Raw genomic sequence first — 18,682 nt, forward strand, 5'->3', positions numbered from 1 at the left:
CCAGTGGCACTTTCTTATTGCCGAGCCGTTATGCCAATACAAACTAGCCACGAAACTGAATTACTCGAAGCCTTATCTGAAGCTGAGAGCGCTAGCGCCTGTCTAATGGCGGCTTACGATGCATTGGACGACACGGTAGATGCCGTATTAAAAAACATTTTCAAGAAAGACGACACTGCAATTAAATTTGTTGTTGAACCACTTCTCAACAGTGGCGGGCCGTTGGGCGAGATTATGATCCGCGCTAAGCTGCTATTAGGGCTTGGTGTGATCAGTAAAGAGCTCTACGATGATTTAGAGATTTTCGTTACCTTGAAAGAGTGGGCGAAAATACAAGGTGAAGACACCAGCTTCACCGAAGTCGACGTTATATTTGAGCTCAACAAGGTGCAGGCGATTCAACGCATAATGCCTATCGAATATGACTCGGAGATGGTGAAAACCATGTCGGGCCCAATGCTTCAAATGTTTTTGGGTCGACATAACCAGAAAGTGAAGTCGACGATCGTTTTGGCTATCACTGACATTATCACGACCTTATGCCGAGATAACGCGCTGAGCTCTTAGTTCTAGTTTGCAGTCCTGCTTATCTTGTTTCACATCCTACATATCTTGTAGCTGTTCGTTCGTTTCAATCCAAAGCTTAAAATGATGGCGGTTTCTCTCGTTGGGGAAATCGCTTTGTTGTTTTTGTGTCTATCAAAAACTCTCGACACTTTCCCCCGCTTATCAAATACAAAAGTAGCAGATACAAAAAAAGCCACATTCAGTGGCTTTTTCTATTGAAGACGATTGTCTATTACAAACGCTCTTCTATTCGAGACGCTTTTTCTATTACTAACGCCCTTCTATGCAAGACTATGGGGATTATAGGTCTTGGATGTTCTCAGCTTCTAGCTCTTGGAAGTAGCGTAGAGTCTTAACTTTAAGCTCTTGTTGAGCTGGCTCATCAGCAACGATGATAGCTTTACGGTGCATCTGTAGAGCAGTAACAGTCCACATGTGGTTTACAGAACCTTCGATAGCCATTTGAAGCGCTTGCGCTTTGTTGTGGCCTAGAGAAAGGATCATGACTTCTTCAGAATCTAGAAGAGTCGCAACACCGATAGTTAGTGCGTATTTAGGAACTTGGTTGATGTCGCCATCGAAGAAACGAGAGTTCGCGATACGAGTGTCTTCAGTCAACGTTTTGATACGAGTGCGTGAAGATAGAGAAGAACCTGGCTCATTGAATGCGATGTGACCGTCGATGCCTACGCCGCCCATGAACAGGTTGATTTTGCCGTATGAACGGATTTTCTCTTCGTATGCTGCACAGTGAGCATCGATGTCGTCAGCTTTGCCGTCTAGCAGGTTGATGTTTTCTGCTTGGATATCAACGTGGTTGAAGAAGTTCTCGTGCATGAATGTGCGGTAAGACTCTGGGTGGTTAGGGTCGATACCAACGTACTCATCCATGTTGAATGTTACAACGTGCTTGAAGCTTACTTCGCCAGCTTTGTGTAGTTCAATCAGCGCAGCGTAAGTAGTTAGAGGTGTGCTACCAGTAGGAAGACCTAGTACAAATGGACGCTCAGCAGTAGGAGCGAATTTGTTGATAGAATCTGCGATGTGACGAGCAGCCCATTTACCTACTTTTGCTTTGTTGCTTAATGGAATAAGTCTCATTGATTTTGCCCCTAGAAATTAAATTTTATAGTGTTCTGAAACATTAATTCGCATTATAAAATAAGTTGTCGTGTTCCGCTATTGTTTTAGGTCAAGTTTTTGTTTTTTTCGTCGTATTTGTGACTATATCACTCAAAATTGCACAATTATTGTATGGATATTTGGTGGCGTTAAACAAGATTAATACGTTTGTCATATACCGCAATATTGGTTTAATTCAGCGTCTGAAAAAGTCAGTGTGCTTCGAAGTGTCTATAGTCTTTGGAGGAGTATAGTTGAGGCTAGGGAAATAACGATGGTCATGGATGACTATCGTTATAGAACAAAAGTCGGGAGGGGTGTGGTAAATCTGAAAGGGCTTAATTTCCCTTGAATTGATGTGAAATAATGAAGTGTCTATGCTATCACTATGAATTTTATATAAATGTTGGTAAAAGCAAGCAGGTCAGCTAAACTTATTCTTGTGAAGTTAAAGCGTGTTGAAGTCGAAAAAAAGCCCAAAGCGATGAGGTATCACTTTGAGCAATTTTACTAATCTTCTAACACTAACTCTCGTTCGTATTCTTCCCTAGGCACTTCACCGCGCTTGCAGCCATTTAGGGTATGAAAGCGACGACGTCCACGAGCAAGTTGAATATACTTCAACCAAACACGCTCTAACTTGGATTTAGCCTTATGAGGGTGAGACAACACTTTGATGAAGTGCTTCTCTTCCGCATTGGTTGGTGTGAGTTCACCAGTTTCAAGTGCGAACATCGTGTCACCAAACAAGGTTAGGATTTCCTCTTCTGAAAGAGTAAAATCACCCGACTTAGCAAACCCTCGTGGGAATTTAATGGTGTCATAAAAACGTTTTTTTCCGTGTCGGAATTCGGTCTCAGACATATCAGCCTCAATAATGTGGTTAGATAGAAATTAGTGTTTATTGTTCACGCGAAAATATTGTTAAAAGGCAAAAATAGAAAACAAAACGTTTTTACCTTTACGATAAACAATCTTAGATCGGCTAGTTAGCAGATTTATTACAGAGATGTATTTGATGGATGTGAAAGTATTTAGAACCTTTCTTGAGGTTGCAAGGGTGCGCCATTTTGGACGTGCAGCGGAAAATTTGTATCTAACACAGGCAGCAGTGAGTGCCCGTATCAAACAGCTTGAAGGCTATTTTGATACTCAGCTCTTCATTCGTGACCGCAATAACATCAAGCTTACCTCTTCCGGTGAACGTTTGATTGGTTATGCTGAAGTGATGGTTTCTACCTTACAGCAGGCCAAATTTGAGTTGTCGTTGGAGAGTGGTAAAGCCTTGCAGTTAACACTGGGTGGCACGCCGAATGTTTGGGATGCATATTTGCAAAATTGTTTGAGCGTAGTGACCGATTCTTTTGGTGGCTATGGCTTTATGGCCGAGGTGATGGGGCGCGAGCAACTTAACCGTAATTTGCTAGAGCGCACCTTAGATATGGCTTTCGCTTTCGATCAAATCAAAGCGGAAGAGTTGAACTGCAAAAAAGTCGCTGATCTGGTTTTGGTATTGGTGTCGACACAGCAAGATGACTTGGAATCCGTGTTCCAACATAAATATGTTTATGTGGATTGGGGGACTCGTTTTGGGTCTGAGCATGCAGAACGTCACCCTAAAGTGCCAGCGCCGTATTTACGCACATCGACAGCCCGTATCGCACTCGATTTCATTTTAGAGAAAGGTGGCAGTGCTTACCTACCGGTATCTCTGGTTGAACCTTTTATCGTTTCGGGTCAGTTACATAAAGTGAAAGGGGTTGAAGACTGGTATCGCCCAATTTACTTGAGCTATCGTAAAAGCAGTACCTCAGTTGACGCTATCATGCAGGTTGAGCAACTGGTTAACGAGATTGATCCATCCACGGCGTATACGCTGCAACAAGCGGCAGAACAAGCTCCAGAGGCTTAGTTTCAAGTTCATGATGTTTCGCACAATATAAAAAATGGCTCCTTATTAAGGAGCCATTTTTGTTTTGAAACCAGAGATAACTGTATTTTAAATCCGAGACAATCCTATTTTTTTAAATCAGAAATAGTCTCCAAGTCAAAAATAAGCTCTAAACCAAATAAAATAGGGTAAGCCTGGTATGTGTTACCTTGTTTAAAGGCACTATAAGTTCATTAGATTCTCAATTGACTCTTCAAGAGATCGAGACATGTACGAATGGATTTGATTTCCATCGGTAGCGTCAATTTCAATCTTAGAAATCCCATTACTCGCTTCGTCTTCTAGAAAGCTGAGAGATTGTTCGACTGATTGACTGGTGAGAACTTGTTGGTTTGATAAAACAATACGACACGTGTGAAGAACCATAGCCTTTTTTCCTTTTTATTAAACAGGTCTCTGCATCTTAGTGTGCTAAGTACCTATCGTTGGACGTTGGTAGAAGAATGCCTTCTACCCATTAAAAATAGCTGAATTGAATAAAAATAAAACTGTTTTTGTGATTTATTTAACCTTCATTTCCGAAAGTGGCTAGCGGCAGTGGCGGTTCACGGTAAACTTTTAATGACTTGAAAAAGAGCTGCCGTTAATAATAAGAGTATGACATGCTGAAAAATATCAACCACAACAGTACCTTAACCAATGAGCAGTGTAGCTTAGCTCGTTATGCACGAGATGCTCGCTTTGACGGGATGTTTTTTACTGCGGTAAAAACAACCGGTATTTTTTGTCGTCCTATATGTCCTGCTAGCCCACCGAAAGAAGAAAATGTCGAATATTTTTCTCATCAAGCACAAGCTTTGAGGGCTGGGTATCGTCCTTGCTTACGATGCCGCCCAGACAGCGCACCATTTTCTCCGGCGTGGAAAGGCGTCGAAACAACGTTTTTACGTGCCCTGCAATTGATCGACAACGGTGCTTTGAACTCAGGGTCAATCGTCGACCTTGCCACTCGATTAGGTATTTCAGACCGCTATTTACGAACCTTGTTTGACAACTACATTGGTGTGTCACCTAAGCAATACAGCTTATATAGCCAATTGATGTTTGCTAAGCAGCTACTGCATAACAGCAGCATGAGCATTACCGATGTGGGCTTTGCGAGCGGATTTAACAGCACACGTCGTTTCAATGACGCCTTTCTAAAAGAGTTGCAGCTTTCGCCAAGTCAAATCCGACGATCTAAGCCAAGCAGCAACCTCTGCAACCATATCCAACTCGCTTTTCATGGTCCGTTAGACTGGAAGCATTTGCTCAGTTTCTATCGACGAAGAATGATTGAAGGTTTAGAGGATGTCGGTGAAGACTACTATCAGCGCACAGTGAATGTGAATGGTTCGAAAGGTTGGTTCAAGGCGACCTTATCCAAAGAACATTGCTTGGATATTGAGTTTGAGTTGGATGATATCAGTCAGCTAAGAAGCCTAATCGCCAATATTCGACGCATGTTCGACCTTGATGTCGATATCGCTAAGGTGGAAGAGTTCTTTACTACGATCGACAAAAATTTGGTTGGAAAAAGTGGTATCCGTATACCTGGAGTTTGGAATACGTGGGAGGCAGGCGTGAGAGCGATTCTGGGACAGCAAGTTTCGGTAACGGCGGCGATTGGTCAGCTCAACTTGTTGGTGCGAGAGCTTTCTGATTCCCAAGGGTCTTCTGAATTACGAAAGCCGGTTGATTCACAAGAGCTTGTTGATTCGCAAGGGCTTCCAGTTTCGCAAGAGCTTCCAAGCTCACAAGAGCCTTTGAGTACACGAGAGAAAGCCTACTTCCCAACACCTAAACAGATAGCGGAGGCTGATGTCAGCTTCTTAAGAATGCCAGGAAGCCGCAAAGAGACCTTAAAGCGTTTTGCCGAATACATGGTCGACAACGAAGCCGAACATCCTTCTAAGTGGATTGACCTTAAAGGCATTGGGCCTTGGACGATTCAATATGCGCTACTGCGAGGGTTAAGTGAACCTAATCATCTGTTGGTTGGTGATTTGGTCGTGAAAAAGTTCATTGAACATCGTCCTGCAATTAATGTGGAGAGTGTTTCTCCTTGGGGAAGTTACGCCACGTTCCATTGCTGGAATCAGTCTTAATGAAAGAGCACCCGCAAACATCTGCAGTACCAGGCTAGGAGAGATTATGACTAACCGTTTTACCTATTATGAAAGCCCGTTAGGTGTCGTTACTTTACAGGCTAACGATGAAGGTCTGTTAGGCCTTTGGTTTGAAACACACACCACCAAGCCGGAACAGTTAGGTGTTCAAGATGATAGCTTTCCGGTCTTTGGACTGGCGATCGATCAGCTAAGTCGCTATTTTTCTGGCGAAGCCATTCAATTTACTGTTCCGATTGCCGCAAAAGGTACTCCGTTTCAGCAGTCGGTTTGGCAAGCTCTCACGACAATCCCATACGGTGAAACCTGGAGCTACGCACAATTAGCTGATGCGATTGGTAACCCGAAAGCGGTTCGTGCGGTTGGCCTAGCGAATGGTAAAAATCCGGTGTCAGTGATTGTGCCATGTCACCGTGTAATCGGTAAAAATGGCAAGTTGACCGGGTATGCCGGTGGTGTAGAACGAAAGCAACGCTTGTTGGTTATCGAAGGACGAGAACAAGAGTAAATAGGTTCTGTAGAGAGTGGTGATGGGCTTTATCGAAAGTGGTTGGATAGTGTATTGCGATGTATTGCGCACAAATCGTTAGTGAGCACTAATGTTATTCATAGATTCATAGATTCATAGATTCATAGATTTAGAATTAAAGAATTAAAGGGTTAGAGACGTAAAGAGTGACTTTGCAATAAAATTGGCGCTTTCTGGAAAATACTTGTTTGGTTGCATATTATTTAACTATGTTCTCTAGGCAAGGATGCCCAAATGAATAGTCGTCATTCGTTAATCTTCGGTTGCTGTGCCGCGTTATTGTTGTCCGGTTGTTTAACTGACACCAGTCGTCCCTTCGAAGTACCACAACTTGTTTTGTTCAAAGGCATGTATGAGAACGCTGATAATGACAGCTATTTGCTGTTTGAATCGGGACAAGTGACTTATCAAACAACGAACAATACCGTCACCCGTACGTATAATGTCGAAGATGACTTGATCAGTATTAAGTTAAACTCCGCAAATAGTCGAGTTGACCCGGGGTTGGTAATGCGAATTCAACATGAGGGGGCGGTGCTCACCTGCAACCGATGTCCAGCGATGCAACTAAGCAATGTCTGGACAAGGGTTGAGAAGCCTTTGGGTGACTCCTCTTATTAGAAAAGATCACCATTAAGCCATAGGTGAGCGGCGATGCTGACGACATAACCAATCATGATCACTGGCATCCATTTTAAGTGTCCAAAGAAGGTGTATTTTCCATGCGCCGCACCCATTAAAGCCACGCCTGCTGCACTACCAATTGACAACAAGCTGCCCCCGACGCCCGCGGTTAAGGTGATCAGTAGCCAGTTGCCCATCGACATTTGGGGTTCCATGGATAACACGGCAAACATCACCGGAATGTTATCGACAATAGCCGATAAGATCCCCACCATGACGTTGGCCCAAATTGGATCCCATTGGCTATACATCACGCCCGAGGCTAATTCCAAGTATCCAAGTAAACTCAAGCCACCGACACACATTACGACGCCGTAGAAGAACAGCAACGTGTCCCATTCGGCATGCGACACTCTTCGAAATACATCGAATGGCACAACAGAACCGAGTCGTTTCAGGGCGCCTTCATCGTTATTGGCGATCGCCACCGCTTTTTTCTTCGCGAGTGAGTTGGGTAAAGTCTTACGTAAGTAATAACCAAAGAACTGAAGGTAGGCGAGCCCCATCATCATGCCCATCACAGGAGGGAAGTGGAGTACGGCGTGGAAAGCAACCGCGGTCGCTATTGTCATGATGAACAAGAATACGATTCGTCTTGCTCCACGCTTTAATTCTATGAGCTGATGAACCGTGTCAGGTTGAGTCGTCGGAACAAAGTAAGACATGATCAGGGCTGGAACAAGGTAGTTCATCACTGAAGGAATAAATAGAGGAATGAACTCGGTAAAGCTGACATGGCCAGCCTGCCATACCATCAGCGTTGTGATGTCGCCGAATGGACTAAATGCGCCGCCAGCATTGGCTGCTATGACAATGTTCACACACGCGAGATTGACAAATTTAGGGTTGGACCCTGCGACTTTAAGAACCACTGCACACATTAATAGGGCGGTGGTGAGGTTATCGGCAATAGGGGAAATGAAGAAGGCCAGAATACCGGTAATCCAGAACAGAGAACGGAAATTAAAGCCTTTGCCTACCATCCACGCTTGCAGCGCATCAAACAGTCTTCTCTCTTCCATGGCACTAATGTATGTCATGGCGACGAGTAGAAAGAGTAATAGCTCGGCGTATTCCAAAAGGTTGTGTTCGAGCGCTTGTTTGGCGACTTCAACAAGGTTGTGTTCTTGGTAGGTAAAACCAATGATTATCCAGATCAGGCCCGCCGCAAGTAGAACGGGCTTGGATTTTCGGAGTTTTAGGTATTCTTCCATCATCACCACGATGTAGGCGACAACGAAAATGGTCAGCGATAAGTAGCCAGCAAATGAACTGGTTAGCTTGAGCGGCTCTCCCAACTGAGAAGTGGCAGCGCCTGCTACCGTAGAAAAAAATAATAAAGAGAGAACAGCAGAAAGCTGGATACCTAACATGGATTACGCTCCAAAGTTAATAAGTCATTAACACGGGTAAAAGCGTAGACCTAAAAATCTAGGTGGGGTGTGATAGATATCTTAATAATTCAATAGATTATAGTGAAAACAATAGACGGTACTGAAAATATTTAACTGGGCGAAAGCATTAATATGAAGTGAAAGCATCAAATTGGTTAAAAGCCTTAGACTAAGGATAAAGCTCTACCGGGCTTATTGCCGATAGAGCTTTCCCTAAACTGCCAACATCATGCCGCATTACGATCAAACGTCATTGTTTGTTCTGCGGCACATATTTCAACAGGCCAGCCATAGGATTGGTATTCCATCGCAAGTTGGTCCGCTACTGCGCGAGATACCGTTACTGTGATCCATGAGCCCTTGCCCATTACTTGATATTTAAGTGTTTTCATTTCCATCGTAATCACCGTTTTCCTTCTATATTGGCTGCGCGAAGTCTATAGCACCTCTATTGGCTGGAATTTCGAATTGAGCTCAAATCCTTTATAAAATGGCTCATCGTTTGAGCTCAGCTCAAAACTCAACCAATGAAAGGTAAACGTTTACATTTTTGGAAGAAAAATCGCAATTTAAGTGTTTGTATTATAATTGAATTAAAACTGTGTGCTGCAAGCTATGTAAGAGATCTCTTACGTAATTATCAGAGATCAGCTTGCATGAAGGTTTTTCTCTTCAAGCCTGATCTATGTGTTGATTCTGTGTGTTTTCGGTTGCGTTGTTGAAGCGGATTTTGTTTAGTTTTGTATGTTAAATATTCGAACTTATGCAGTGTATATTTCTATATTTGAATTGAAATCACAGTTTTATATGTTGCTATGGTTCTTATATTTAAACTTATACGCTATTTGATTTCAGTCAGTAATCTCTTGCCCGTAAGTTTGCACTATCTATACGTGTTCTGTTCCACATAAACGAGATGTATAGAGGTCCCTATGACTAATCCAACCACAACCGACCGTAAAGTTACGATCGGAAGCTATATTGCACTCGCTTTTGCGATTGTGTTCTTTTCAGGCTTAATGCAGTCCAATGAATGGTATGGGGTGCTCGATTTTACGACGCTCAATGGCTCATTCGGTAAGGTTGCCTACGATGTCAGTGAAACCGCCGATGGTATTCAAGCTGCAACCACTTCATTACGCGGTAAAGGCGGTAGCGGTGCTCGCGACGGTTTCATTTTTGCTTTGACACTTATTCCGACCGTGATGTTTGCACTAGGTATGATCAACGTTCTTGAGCACTACGGTGCTCTTGATGCAGCTCGTAAGCTACTTACTCCGCTACTTCGTCCTTTGATGGGTATTCCGGGTAACTCAGGCTTGGCACTGATTGCGTCTCTACAAAGTACCGATGCTGGCGCGGCAATGACCAGACAGCTGAAAGATGAAGGGCATTTAACTAAGCGAGAAACAGACGTATTCACCATGTTCCAGTTCACGGCTGGTGCCGCGATCGTTAACTTTTTCTCGTCGGGTGCAGTGTTGTTCACTCTTACTGCGATGGACGGTTCTCTGGCGGTAACATCGTCAATTGGTCTTGCGGTTGCTGTGATGTTTATCTTCAAATTTGTTGGCGCAAACTTGTTCCGTATTTATCTCAATATTACTGAAGGCAAAGAAGACAAACCAAAAGCAGATAAAGAACAAAAACTGGAAGAGGAAGTAGCATAATGAGCGAAGTTAAAGCAAAGAAACCAATGGTTACTGATATTTTCGTAGAAGGTGCTAAGAAGGGCTGGGTAATTGCGACAACCTCTACAGTGCCTAATGTTCTGATGGCGTTTGTCATCATCAAGGCGTTGCAAATCACGGGTGCTCTTGACCTGATGGGCAGCGTGTTTGCGCCTATCATGGCGGTATTTGGGTTACCGGGCGAAGCGGCGGCAGTATTGATTGGCGCGTGGATGTCGATGGGCGGTGCTGTGGGCGTGGTGATCACGCTGTTTGACCAAGGTATCTTGAACGGAACTCATATCGCTATCTTAGCGCCAGCTATCTACTTGATGGGCTCTCAGGTGCAATACATGGGACGTATCATGGGGCCAATTGGTACTGAAGGTCGTTATATTCCAGTGATGATCGCGATTTCAGTATTGAATGCGTTTGGTGCGATGTTCTTGATGAATATTATTCTATAATTTTTGTAGAACGACAGTTCTCGAAACTTTTTTAGAGTTTATGGCAAATGAATTGCTAATAAGACTTTTCAAACGCTGAAAAAAGGAAACCCCGTTTGGCTTTCACCAAACGGGGTCTATTCTTTTCGTAGCCATCCTGCTACTGCGCGTTACTTATCTTTCAATAGATAACGAATGCTCCCTGCATCGTTCCTTGACGTGGCTAAATCCTTTAACCTATCCAATTCGTCGCCTTCCTAGCGGTGTCCTTCAAACTCATCTTCCTGACAAGTGACTCTATCCTAGAGTAATAACTTCCATGCTGATAACTCATCCTAAGCCATCAAATTTTCGTCCTGAAGATACCTAATCCGTTAGGCTTTTTCCTGTTCCTGCCAACTCCCTGTCGACATGTGTATTAAACACTCTGGAGGCTTTGCTCGCAATCTACCCCAAGAAAAAAATGCAGTCGCTAGCCGAAAGAAATATGCGTGGATTCATATAAAACAAGGAGTTGAGTTTGTATTTTAGGAATTTTCTGCGAAGCTTGATTGTGATCTCTTACGTTCGATGTAAGAGATCTCTTACAAACTTTCGGGCTCGACTATCATTTTGCGTTGACCGCATCAATGAATTGATGGGTAATGGATGATGAATAAACACCAAGTAATAGGGAAATATAATGGTTACAGCACTTTACGCAGCCTTGCTTACGGTAGTAATGATCTGGTTAGCGATCGAAGTTATTAAGCAGAGGCGAATTAATCTTGTCGCTCACGCCGATGGCGGTGTTGAGTCGTTGCAGATAGCACGTTCTGCACAAAGCAACGCAATGGATTACATCCCAATTACTATTATCCTGATGGGATTCTTAGAGATGAATGGTGCCAATGTTTGGTTTATTCATGTGCTCGGCGTAGCGTTTCTGGTGGGACGAGTGATTCATGCAAAAGGGATTTTAGCGAAGAACTTCAAAGGACGAAAAGTAGGGATGGTGTTAACGCTTATCTGCATGATCTCTTTGATTGTCCTAAACTTAGCTTACCTACCTTTTGATAAAATGTTCTAGGGAGCATTATGGCATTGCGCCTTCCTCCTGCTTGGGCAATTGTCCTCGCAGGTCTCATACTTAACGTCATGGCCATTGTCATGTCGAGTTTGGTGTTAGACAAAATTGAAGCGGAGAAAGCGGAATACAACGATCGTAAGTATGGCAATGTGTACTCGATACAACTGGCCTGGAACACGATTGAAACCCTAGAACGTAAGCGTGAAGCCATTTTGATTCATCTTGATAAGCTGTCAACAGAAGCGACTCAACCGACCCCGGCTCTTGATGAAGCGTTGCGCGGTCAACTTAGGCGTTGGGTGAGTGATGAAGTGCCGATTATCTCATTGGCTAACTTATCTCAGCTTATGGTGTTGATAAACCGTGCCCAAGAAGCACAAAGAACACGAATCGATGACTATTATTTGGATAACTTGACGTTAGTTGAGTTGATACAAAGACTCGACGAAAAAATGGCTTTCTATAAAAACATCGCCTTGTTTCTTCAGGTGTTTGGTTTAGCACTTATCTTAGCTCGAGACTTAGCAAGAAGACCTTAACAAGAAAACCTTAGAAGTTGATTTTTCCATTGCTGGTACCTGTAACTCTAGCGAGACTCGCTTGGCAGGTTAGGGTGCTGTTGGCCTTGGTACTTTGGTAGCTGTTCTTTTAACCCCTTGAACGTGCTCAGTGCACTGCCGATCGACAACTTGTTCATCAACCAGTTGGGTAATATTCCCCCCGCGTTCGCATAAGCGGTGTAGGTGATGTAGGTATTGCCATTGGTGAGTGGTTGCAGTGTCCAAAGTGCATCCACATCATAAATTCGAATATACCCCGACTCTTTCGCCAAATAGTTAGACGCATCCTTAATCGACAAGACAAACTGTCCATCCTCGATGCTGTATTGGGAGTAGGTCACCATATCTCGATCTCTGGCAGGCCAAGGTGCGGTGAACTGGGTATAGACGATATTCTCTGTATTAGAAATCTGCATTAATACTCGGCTTTCGGAGACGTTGTCGAGCCAATTCGGCACGTTATCGCTGTCTTCCAGCAACAGCAAAAAACCAGAGTAACTGGTCGGCGTTTGCATTTGCGCTCGTATTTCTACCAAGCCTTCGCTATGTGGTCTCTTATCAATGACGATGCCATCTTCGCTTTTCACAAATTGCCAGGGGGCGGCGAAGGTGAGCGTTGATAGAGCGCAAAGCCCGAGTGAAAAAATCCTAGGTAATACCATTATTCTTCCTGAAAAAGAAAAGCTTATCTTAATAGGAGTATAGAATAAAAATGGGTTTGATTCGTGCTGGGGGCTTTATGCAAATCTCTGATTTGAGCGTCACATCGTTGTTTATTGTGGTGTTATCAATAGGTGGCTGTTTACCTGTATTTGAACATTGAACATTGAACATTGAACATTGAACATTGAACATTGAACATGAAAACGGAAGCGTTCGGTCGCTTCCGTTTTTATTAATGGGCAATGGATAAAGGCTAAAGCTTATAGACTAAAGCTTATAGGCTTCGACGGTTTTGATCGTCGTCCAGTTGCTATTGGCGTCTTGGATGAACTCTTGCGTATCTTCCAACCATCGTTTTTGTACTGATTTGTCTAAGTTTAGATACAGTTTTCCATCTTCGACTTTCCATGCGTTAGGGTCGGTCTCAAATTTCTTACCCATAGCAACACCAAAGGCACAATAGCCACCGTATTGAGGCGCATAAGCTTCAGGATTGGTGCGGAACTGATCTCGGTTGTCACTGTTTGCGAACTGATAAATAGCGTTCTTATAAGTCGCAGTGAATTCTGATGAACCCTGAACGGCACCAGCATCAGTAAAGTAAGCCACTGGGTCATAGCCTTTGATCGCGATGTCATTGCTATCAACGCTCATGTCGATGTCAGCTGCCATCAGTGAAAAGCTAGTACCTAACAGCGCTACCATTAGAGTGAGTTTTTTATTGGCCGGTTTGATGTATGACATAACAAATTCCTTGTCAGTGTTAGTTATCTTGTTTGAATAAATTAGCGCACTACTCCGGTCTATAGAGGGACAAAAGAACTAAAAAGTAAGCGAATCGTTCGGAGGGTGCATGGATCTGCTGTCACAATTAATGGAACATTTCTCGATACGTACTGGTGTCTTTTACTCTGGGAACTTGTGTGGCGTATCGTCATTCAAGCCACAACAGGGTAAGGAGGGTCATCTTCATGTGCTGAGTGCGGGTGAGTTGACCCTATCTCGTGCTCACAAGGAAAATAAGCAACTTTCACAGCCTTGCATGGTTTATCTACCGAATAGCACACCACATGCGATTGAAGGGGTCGGAGAGGGTGCTGAGTTGGTGTGCGCAAATGTGGAATACCGAGCCGGGCAGATGAATCCTTTGTTATCCGCTCTCCCTGACGTGATAGTGATTCCGTTTGACGAGGCTCCTAACTTAATACCAGTGATTGAGGTGTTGTTTCGTGAGTCGGGGCAAGCATTTTCAGGACAACAATCGTCAGGACAACAATATTTAATGGATAAGTTGAGTGATGCCTTGATGGCTTTGATTTTCCGTCATCTCATTGAGCAACAGAAAATCGATAAAGGGGTATTTTCGGCCCTTGCCCATCCGCGATTGGCTCCGGTAGTGACCGCTATCCACAGATTGCCTGCTCGTCATTTGTCTGTTGCAGAAATGGCGTCATTGGCTGCGATGTCTCGCACTCAATTTATCGAGGCTTTCAAAAGAGAGGTCGGTGAAACGCCCGGAGATTACGTACAAAAGTGGCGGATCTCTGTAGCTCAATCTTTGCTACTGCAAAGTAAGCCAATCAATTGGGTGTCTGATGAGGTTGGTTACAGCAGTTATTCGGGCTTCTCACGTGCGTTTCAGCATGTTTCTGGTATATCGCCACGGCAGTGGTTAAAAGAGATAGAGGGATAGCGGTGAGTATTACAATGAAGGTTGGTGTCGATATTTATCTTAGGTTTATGTAGGTATTTGGTTTGGTGTCGATACTTGGGTTAAGTAAAGGCTGCCAGTGAAAGCGAGTGAGTGCTTTGACTGGCAGATAAGCTCAGTTGAAGGAGGTAGTTTACGGCGTCGTTTTTAGATTAGTGTTAGCGAAGCAACCAGCGTCGTAGTGGCGTTTTTTCGATACCAGCAATCAGCATAAAGCTCAGGATAAAGGTGCCAAAGAAGACGGTGATATCTTTACCAAGTTCCGTGATCCCCAAGACTCCACAAACATTGAACAGCACGATGATGATCAGCAGATGGCAAACGTAGATGCCCAACATACGATTCGAGATAGCGCGAACCCATGAGTAGTCACCAATGTTTGGATTAGCCAGAAGCCACATAAATACACCCATTCCCCATAGAGCCGTACCAAACAAGAAATCATTCATGTTGAATGCGATATCAAACGTGGTTAGCCATGTGGCTTCGGCAAAGTGGATGAACATGCCTAATGCTATTAACCCCAATGCCTTGGCTGATGACACTGTCCACTGATGTTGACGAATCAGGAAACCTAAGGTCACCATTAATGTGCTAAAGAACGGACCGTTACGAGTGAAGAACGGCGCACTGAGGTCGGTTAAGCTTGTGTAACTGCCCGCCAACACACCATATACGTAAAGTAGAATAGCCGTTGGTAATAGCAGTTTGTCGAGTTTCATCTCAACCATTAAGGCGATGATCAAAACGGCGAACATTAGAGCAGGGAGGAACCATAAGTGAACTAATCCGCCCTCTAAGAAAGAGTTGAGCGGGGTGTTCATTAGGAAGCCCCAGTAACTTTGGCGTTCGCCTAAGTAACTCAATTCTTCAACCTTAACAAGGTTGAATGGCATGACCAGGCAAATGATGCTCCATACCAACCAAACTTTGAGTAGTGGTTTGGAGTAGTTGACGAAGGTTGTCCAAGGCGACGCTGTGAGTTTAGGTTGGATCAGATAGCCGGAAATAAGGAAGAATAGCGGCACGGCGAAGCGCGCGGCTTGGTTAAGGACATAACCAATCCATGGCACTTCATTGATTTGCCAATAAGTAAGGGCCATTTGGCCGTGTAAGCCAATGATCGCCAAGATAGCAATCACTCGACCTAACTCGATACTGGCGATGCGTTGTGAAGGCATATTTTGAACGGAAGACATATCAGATCTCTAAGAAAAATTTCGTAAAATCTAACAGTCTTTATGTGGAATCCGTTAGTCCTAAATCAAAGGTGGAGGCCTTTGATTTAAGGCTTATATTGATTTTTTGAAGCCTGTCGCAGCTATATTAAATCCATTGCAGTCAGTGCAAATATGCCAAGGGTGCAAGTGATAAGTGAAACGACAGTGGTTAACGCGATAATATTGGCAGCCAATGTGGAGTTTCCACCCATCGCACGGGCCATAACATAGCTTGCAGCTGCCGTTGGCGCGGCGCTCATCAAGAAAATAAGACCAAGATCTAACCCTCTAAAACCGAAGAATAGGGCAGCCAGTGTGATCAGTAGCGGAGCTAAAACCAGTTTGTATCCTGTAGAGAACCAAGTTGGGCCCTTATCTTTTTTCAGGGAGCGTATATCAAGCGACCCACCAGTACATAATAGGGCTAACGGTAACGTCATGTTGGCGAAATACTGCCCTGCGTCAGTCACCATTTTAGGTACTGGAATCGATAGTAAGTAAAACAAGACACCCATAGCGATCGAGATAATAAGAGGGTTTTTGGTGAGTGTTTTAACGATCACTTGAACGGCTTTGTCACCTGACTCTTGGCCTTTCGGCGTGAGTGCGATAACTGCCTGAATATTATAGAGAACCGTTAAAGAGGCGACATAAAGTGCAGCGAGTGCGACACCGTCGTTACCGTAGATGTTGGCAACATAAGCGAGACCAATAATCGCGGTATTGGCACGAAAACCACCTTGTACTATTACGCCTTGGTCTTCTGGTTTTTTAAAGGCCACCTTTGTGCTTACAGTGGTGAATACGAAGAACACAAAGTTCGCCACTAAACCAAAAATAACGAGCTTGCCGCTAGCTGCAAAGTCGTGGTTAGACTGAACAATACTCAAAAATAGCATTGCGGGTAGGGTTACTTGAAACACTACCTTGGATGCGACATCAATGAAATTGTCATTAATTAAGCCGATTCGCTTGAGCATGACACCAAGAAACAACATTAAACAGATGGGGCCTGTCACCGAAGCCGAAAACGCAAACTGTTCCCAAAGTGTGTTCATTCTCTTTCCCTAGTTACTAAACTCAATAATGACTAAATTCAAATGTTACTCAGCTCGACCACTGGTTAATTCAATAATCGGTTAACTCAAATTCCTTTGAATACTGTCGCATTTTTCCACAATTTTCTTTGAAGAGAAATTAAATCCCAACGGTTAAGTAAAAAACTTTGAAAAAAAGTACGAACGTGCTAAAAATAAACCATCAGATTTATCATTGGTGAATAATGAGCAAGGGAAAGATAACTAAAGAGTATATTTTGAGCCATGCATTTGCACTTGCGAGTGAAAATGGTCTCGAGAGTTTAACGATTGGTGAATTAGCTAAGCAGTGTGGCATGTCTAAGAGTGGACTGTTCGCGCATTTCAACTCTAAAGAGAACCTGCAGCTCTCTGTACTCGAGTATTCCAACGCCATATTTACTGAAAGAGTCATTATACCTGCGAGACAGTTGGGCGACGGTGATATTGAAGCGAAATTGAAACAGTTACTCGATAATTGGCTAGGCTGGAATCATTCATTCCAAGGCAGCTGCATGTTTATTGATGCTTGGAAAGATGCAGGTAGCGAAACCTCTGTGATTCAAAAGGCGCTGCAGAAAACCATTTCCGTGTGGATTGATTACTTGACGATTCAGGTCGCAAAAGCGGTTGAGAGCAAGCAGTTTAGAGCTGATTTAGACTCGAAGCAGGCAACCTTCGAGTTATATGGGCTCTACTTGAGCGCTAACTTGTTTTACTCATTACGAGGGCAACAAGCGAGCCACACCCATTTTTGGAGTGGTGTAGATCGCCTAATAGCCAGTTGGAAAGTCGCTTAATTCGTTTTTAAGCGGAGCTTTACTTAAGTAAGGCTTAAAAAAAATTTTAGAGAAGTGGCGGTAAGCGATCATTAATCGCAGTAACGCCATTTTTTAGATAAGTAAATAGCACGGTCGTTCGATTTTTGGGGCCGAGCTCTATCCGCCAAGATTTATGGCGAAACAAGGACAGGTCATGAGTGACAAAATCTATTTTAATACATCGAACAAATTCAGTTTTAAGGGCAGCTTAATTGGTGCCACGACGAACCTTCACTATATTCTAGCGCCAAGTCATGCGAAGAAAACAGCACGTAAATTGCTGCTGACTCCAATGCGTACCGAGCAAAAGAATGCCGATCCACAAGGTTTGATTAAAAGTGAAATCAAAGGTCGTGACGGTGTATTGAAGACTTACTCTTTGGGTACGGGGCCAGTTTGGGTGCTCACTCATGGTTGGTCAGGCACCGCGAGTCAGTTTTTTCCTTTAATGGAACACATCGCTGCTAAAGGTTTTACTGCCATGGCTTATGATCACCCTGCGCATGGTGGCAGTGATGGTGTACATGGTCATATTCCAGCGTTTGTGAACGGTTTAGAGGCCATTCTAGATTCGGTTGGTGAGGTGGCAGGCTTGGTCGGTCACAGCATGGGTACCGCTTCTGCGTTGGAATGTAAGCACGTTAAATTAGAAAACAAACCTTTGTTGCTGATTGCACCTGTGTTGGATTATTTAGAAAATCTATTTGGCAGCGTGGCGCGTTCTGGTTACTCAATGAAGTTGTTTGAGGCAGTAGTAGGTGAAGTGGAAGAGCAGTTCAACTACCCGATTCAATCGGTTGATCCTTATGGAAAGCTAGCGCTTCGTGAATCGCAGACTATCATCGTTCATGATGAGCAAGACAAGTTTACGAAGTTTGACGTGTCTCAGCGTGCGGCTAATGAAATGGGTCGTGTTACCTTGATCGCGACTCAAGGCCAAGGCCACGGACGAGTGATGAAATGCCCACAAGTATTCGAGAGCTTTGATAACTTAATTGACTAAGCCTAACGATCGCAAGTCAGTAGAACGCCAGTAAAAAGATCGTAAGCTCAAAGCTCAGAAAACATAAATAAAAAGGCCAACCAGACAT

21 protein-coding genes are annotated in these 18,682 nt (G+C 43.8%); 12 read left to right on the forward strand and 9 right to left on the reverse strand.

Annotation, left to right across the window (positions count from 1 at the left end):
• Positions 1–30 precede the first annotated feature (30 nt).
• Positions 31–567 carry an MltR family transcriptional regulator gene (locus tag AACW75_RS08615; protein WP_200909002.1) on the forward strand — a complete coding sequence of 179 codons (537 nt, stop codon included), beginning with the start codon at positions 31–33 and terminating at the stop codon, positions 565–567.
• Between the two features lie 300 nt (positions 568–867).
• Here the strand turns inward: AACW75_RS08615 and nagB are convergent, their stop codons facing one another.
• Both nagB and AACW75_RS08625 read right to left on the reverse strand, forming a co-directional pair.
• Positions 868–1,668 carry a glucosamine-6-phosphate deaminase gene (gene nagB, locus AACW75_RS08620; protein ID WP_017075530.1) on the reverse strand — a complete coding sequence of 267 codons (801 nt, stop codon included), beginning with the start codon at positions 1,666–1,668 and terminating at the stop codon, positions 868–870.
• A gap of 531 nt (positions 1,669–2,199) precedes the next feature.
• The gene (locus tag AACW75_RS08625; RefSeq protein WP_017075529.1) at positions 2,200–2,553 is read right to left on the reverse strand and encodes a DUF413 domain-containing protein; all 354 of its coding nucleotides are present in this window, start codon (positions 2,551–2,553) and stop codon (positions 2,200–2,202) included.
• A 154-nt stretch (positions 2,554–2,707) separates the two neighbouring features.
• Between AACW75_RS08625 and AACW75_RS08630 the strand changes: the two genes are divergently transcribed.
• Positions 2,708–3,601 carry a LysR family transcriptional regulator gene (locus tag AACW75_RS08630; protein WP_029225120.1) on the forward strand — a complete coding sequence of 298 codons (894 nt, stop codon included), beginning with the start codon at positions 2,708–2,710 and terminating at the stop codon, positions 3,599–3,601.
• 201 nt (positions 3,602–3,802) lie between these two features.
• Here the strand turns inward: AACW75_RS08630 and AACW75_RS08635 are convergent, their stop codons facing one another.
• Positions 3,803–4,006, reverse strand: coding sequence for a hypothetical protein (locus tag AACW75_RS08635; protein WP_017075527.1), 204 nt, complete (start codon positions 4,004–4,006; stop codon positions 3,803–3,805).
• 236 nt (positions 4,007–4,242) lie between these two features.
• Between AACW75_RS08635 and AACW75_RS08640 the strand changes: the two genes are divergently transcribed.
• The 3 genes from AACW75_RS08640 (at position 4,243) to AACW75_RS08650 (ending at position 6,898) form a co-directional block, all read left to right on the forward strand.
• The gene (locus AACW75_RS08640) at positions 4,243–5,727 is read left to right on the forward strand and encodes a DNA-3-methyladenine glycosylase 2 family protein (RefSeq protein ID WP_145571345.1); all 1,485 of its coding nucleotides are present in this window, start codon (positions 4,243–4,245) and stop codon (positions 5,725–5,727) included.
• 46 nt (positions 5,728–5,773) lie between these two features.
• Entirely contained in the window at positions 5,774–6,256 is a 483-nt protein-coding gene (locus AACW75_RS08645; RefSeq protein WP_017075525.1) for a methylated-DNA--[protein]-cysteine S-methyltransferase, read from the forward strand.
• A 255-nt stretch (positions 6,257–6,511) separates the two neighbouring features.
• Positions 6,512–6,898, forward strand: a complete 387-nt coding sequence (locus AACW75_RS08650) for a hypothetical protein (protein ID WP_145571347.1) — start codon at positions 6,512–6,514, stop codon at positions 6,896–6,898.
• Here AACW75_RS08650 and nhaD read toward each other — a convergent pair.
• Both nhaD and AACW75_RS08660 read right to left on the reverse strand, forming a co-directional pair.
• Entirely contained in the window at positions 6,895–8,334 is a 1,440-nt protein-coding gene (gene nhaD, locus AACW75_RS08655) for a sodium:proton antiporter NhaD (protein ID WP_145571349.1), read from the reverse strand. The two genes, AACW75_RS08650 and nhaD, sit on opposite strands and share 4 nt — an antisense overlap.
• A gap of 248 nt (positions 8,335–8,582) precedes the next feature.
• On the reverse strand, positions 8,583–8,753 hold the full coding sequence (locus tag AACW75_RS08660) for a hypothetical protein (protein ID WP_186437208.1): 171 nt from the start codon (positions 8,751–8,753) through the stop codon (positions 8,583–8,585).
• Between the two features lie 534 nt (positions 8,754–9,287).
• Here AACW75_RS08660 and AACW75_RS08665 point away from each other — a divergent pair.
• The 4 genes from AACW75_RS08665 (at position 9,288) to AACW75_RS08680 (ending at position 12,079) form a co-directional block, all read left to right on the forward strand.
• On the forward strand, positions 9,288–10,025 hold the full coding sequence (locus AACW75_RS08665) for a nucleoside recognition domain-containing protein (protein WP_017075357.1): 738 nt from the start codon (positions 9,288–9,290) through the stop codon (positions 10,023–10,025).
• Positions 10,025–10,492: a YjiG family protein gene (locus tag AACW75_RS08670; RefSeq protein WP_004732741.1), complete on the forward strand. Its 468-nt coding sequence runs from the start codon at positions 10,025–10,027 to the stop codon at positions 10,490–10,492. The genes AACW75_RS08665 and AACW75_RS08670 overlap by 1 nt, the downstream gene beginning before the upstream one ends.
• Positions 10,493–11,153: 661 nt before the next feature.
• On the forward strand, positions 11,154–11,540 hold the full coding sequence (locus AACW75_RS08675; protein ID WP_017075356.1) for an MAPEG family protein: 387 nt from the start codon (positions 11,154–11,156) through the stop codon (positions 11,538–11,540).
• Between the two features lie 8 nt (positions 11,541–11,548).
• The gene (locus AACW75_RS08680; protein ID WP_145571353.1) at positions 11,549–12,079 is read left to right on the forward strand and encodes a DNA mismatch repair protein; all 531 of its coding nucleotides are present in this window, start codon (positions 11,549–11,551) and stop codon (positions 12,077–12,079) included.
• 47 nt (positions 12,080–12,126) lie between these two features.
• Here AACW75_RS08680 and AACW75_RS08685 read toward each other — a convergent pair whose 3' ends face one another.
• Positions 12,127–12,762: an START domain-containing protein gene (locus tag AACW75_RS08685; protein WP_145571355.1), complete on the reverse strand. Its 636-nt coding sequence runs from the start codon at positions 12,760–12,762 to the stop codon at positions 12,127–12,129.
• A gap of 268 nt (positions 12,763–13,030) precedes the next feature.
• Positions 13,031–13,507 (reverse strand): YHS domain-containing (seleno)protein, encoded by a 477-nt coding sequence (locus AACW75_RS08690; RefSeq protein ID WP_017075352.1) that lies wholly within the window; start codon positions 13,505–13,507, stop codon positions 13,031–13,033.
• A 109-nt stretch (positions 13,508–13,616) separates the two neighbouring features.
• On the opposite strand from AACW75_RS08690, the gene AACW75_RS08695 reads away from it, so the two are divergent.
• Positions 13,617–14,456: an AraC family transcriptional regulator gene (locus tag AACW75_RS08695; protein ID WP_145571357.1), complete on the forward strand. Its 840-nt coding sequence runs from the start codon at positions 13,617–13,619 to the stop codon at positions 14,454–14,456.
• A gap of 176 nt (positions 14,457–14,632) precedes the next feature.
• On the opposite strand, the gene AACW75_RS08700 is transcribed toward AACW75_RS08695, so the two are convergent.
• Entirely contained in the window at positions 14,633–15,673 is a 1,041-nt protein-coding gene (locus AACW75_RS08700) for an acyltransferase (RefSeq protein WP_145571359.1), read from the reverse strand.
• A 122-nt stretch (positions 15,674–15,795) separates the two neighbouring features.
• Complete coding sequence (locus AACW75_RS08705; protein WP_017075349.1) at positions 15,796–16,752, reverse strand: AEC family transporter; 957 nt, start codon at positions 16,750–16,752, stop codon at positions 15,796–15,798.
• 224 nt (positions 16,753–16,976) lie between these two features.
• On the opposite strand from AACW75_RS08705, the gene AACW75_RS08710 reads away from it, so the two are divergent.
• Both AACW75_RS08710 and AACW75_RS08715 read left to right on the forward strand, forming a co-directional pair.
• Positions 16,977–17,570, forward strand: coding sequence for a TetR/AcrR family transcriptional regulator (locus AACW75_RS08710; protein ID WP_017075348.1), 594 nt, complete (start codon positions 16,977–16,979; stop codon positions 17,568–17,570).
• Between the two features lie 175 nt (positions 17,571–17,745).
• On the forward strand, positions 17,746–18,594 hold the full coding sequence (locus AACW75_RS08715) for an alpha/beta hydrolase (RefSeq protein WP_145571360.1): 849 nt from the start codon (positions 17,746–17,748) through the stop codon (positions 18,592–18,594).
• Positions 18,595–18,682: the final 88 nt, after the last annotated feature.

Origin of the sequence: Vibrio sp. L3-7 (genome assembly GCF_963898195.1) — a bacterium.
In the GTDB taxonomy this organism is placed as follows: domain Bacteria; phylum Pseudomonadota; class Gammaproteobacteria; order Enterobacterales; family Vibrionaceae; genus Vibrio; species Vibrio echinoideorum.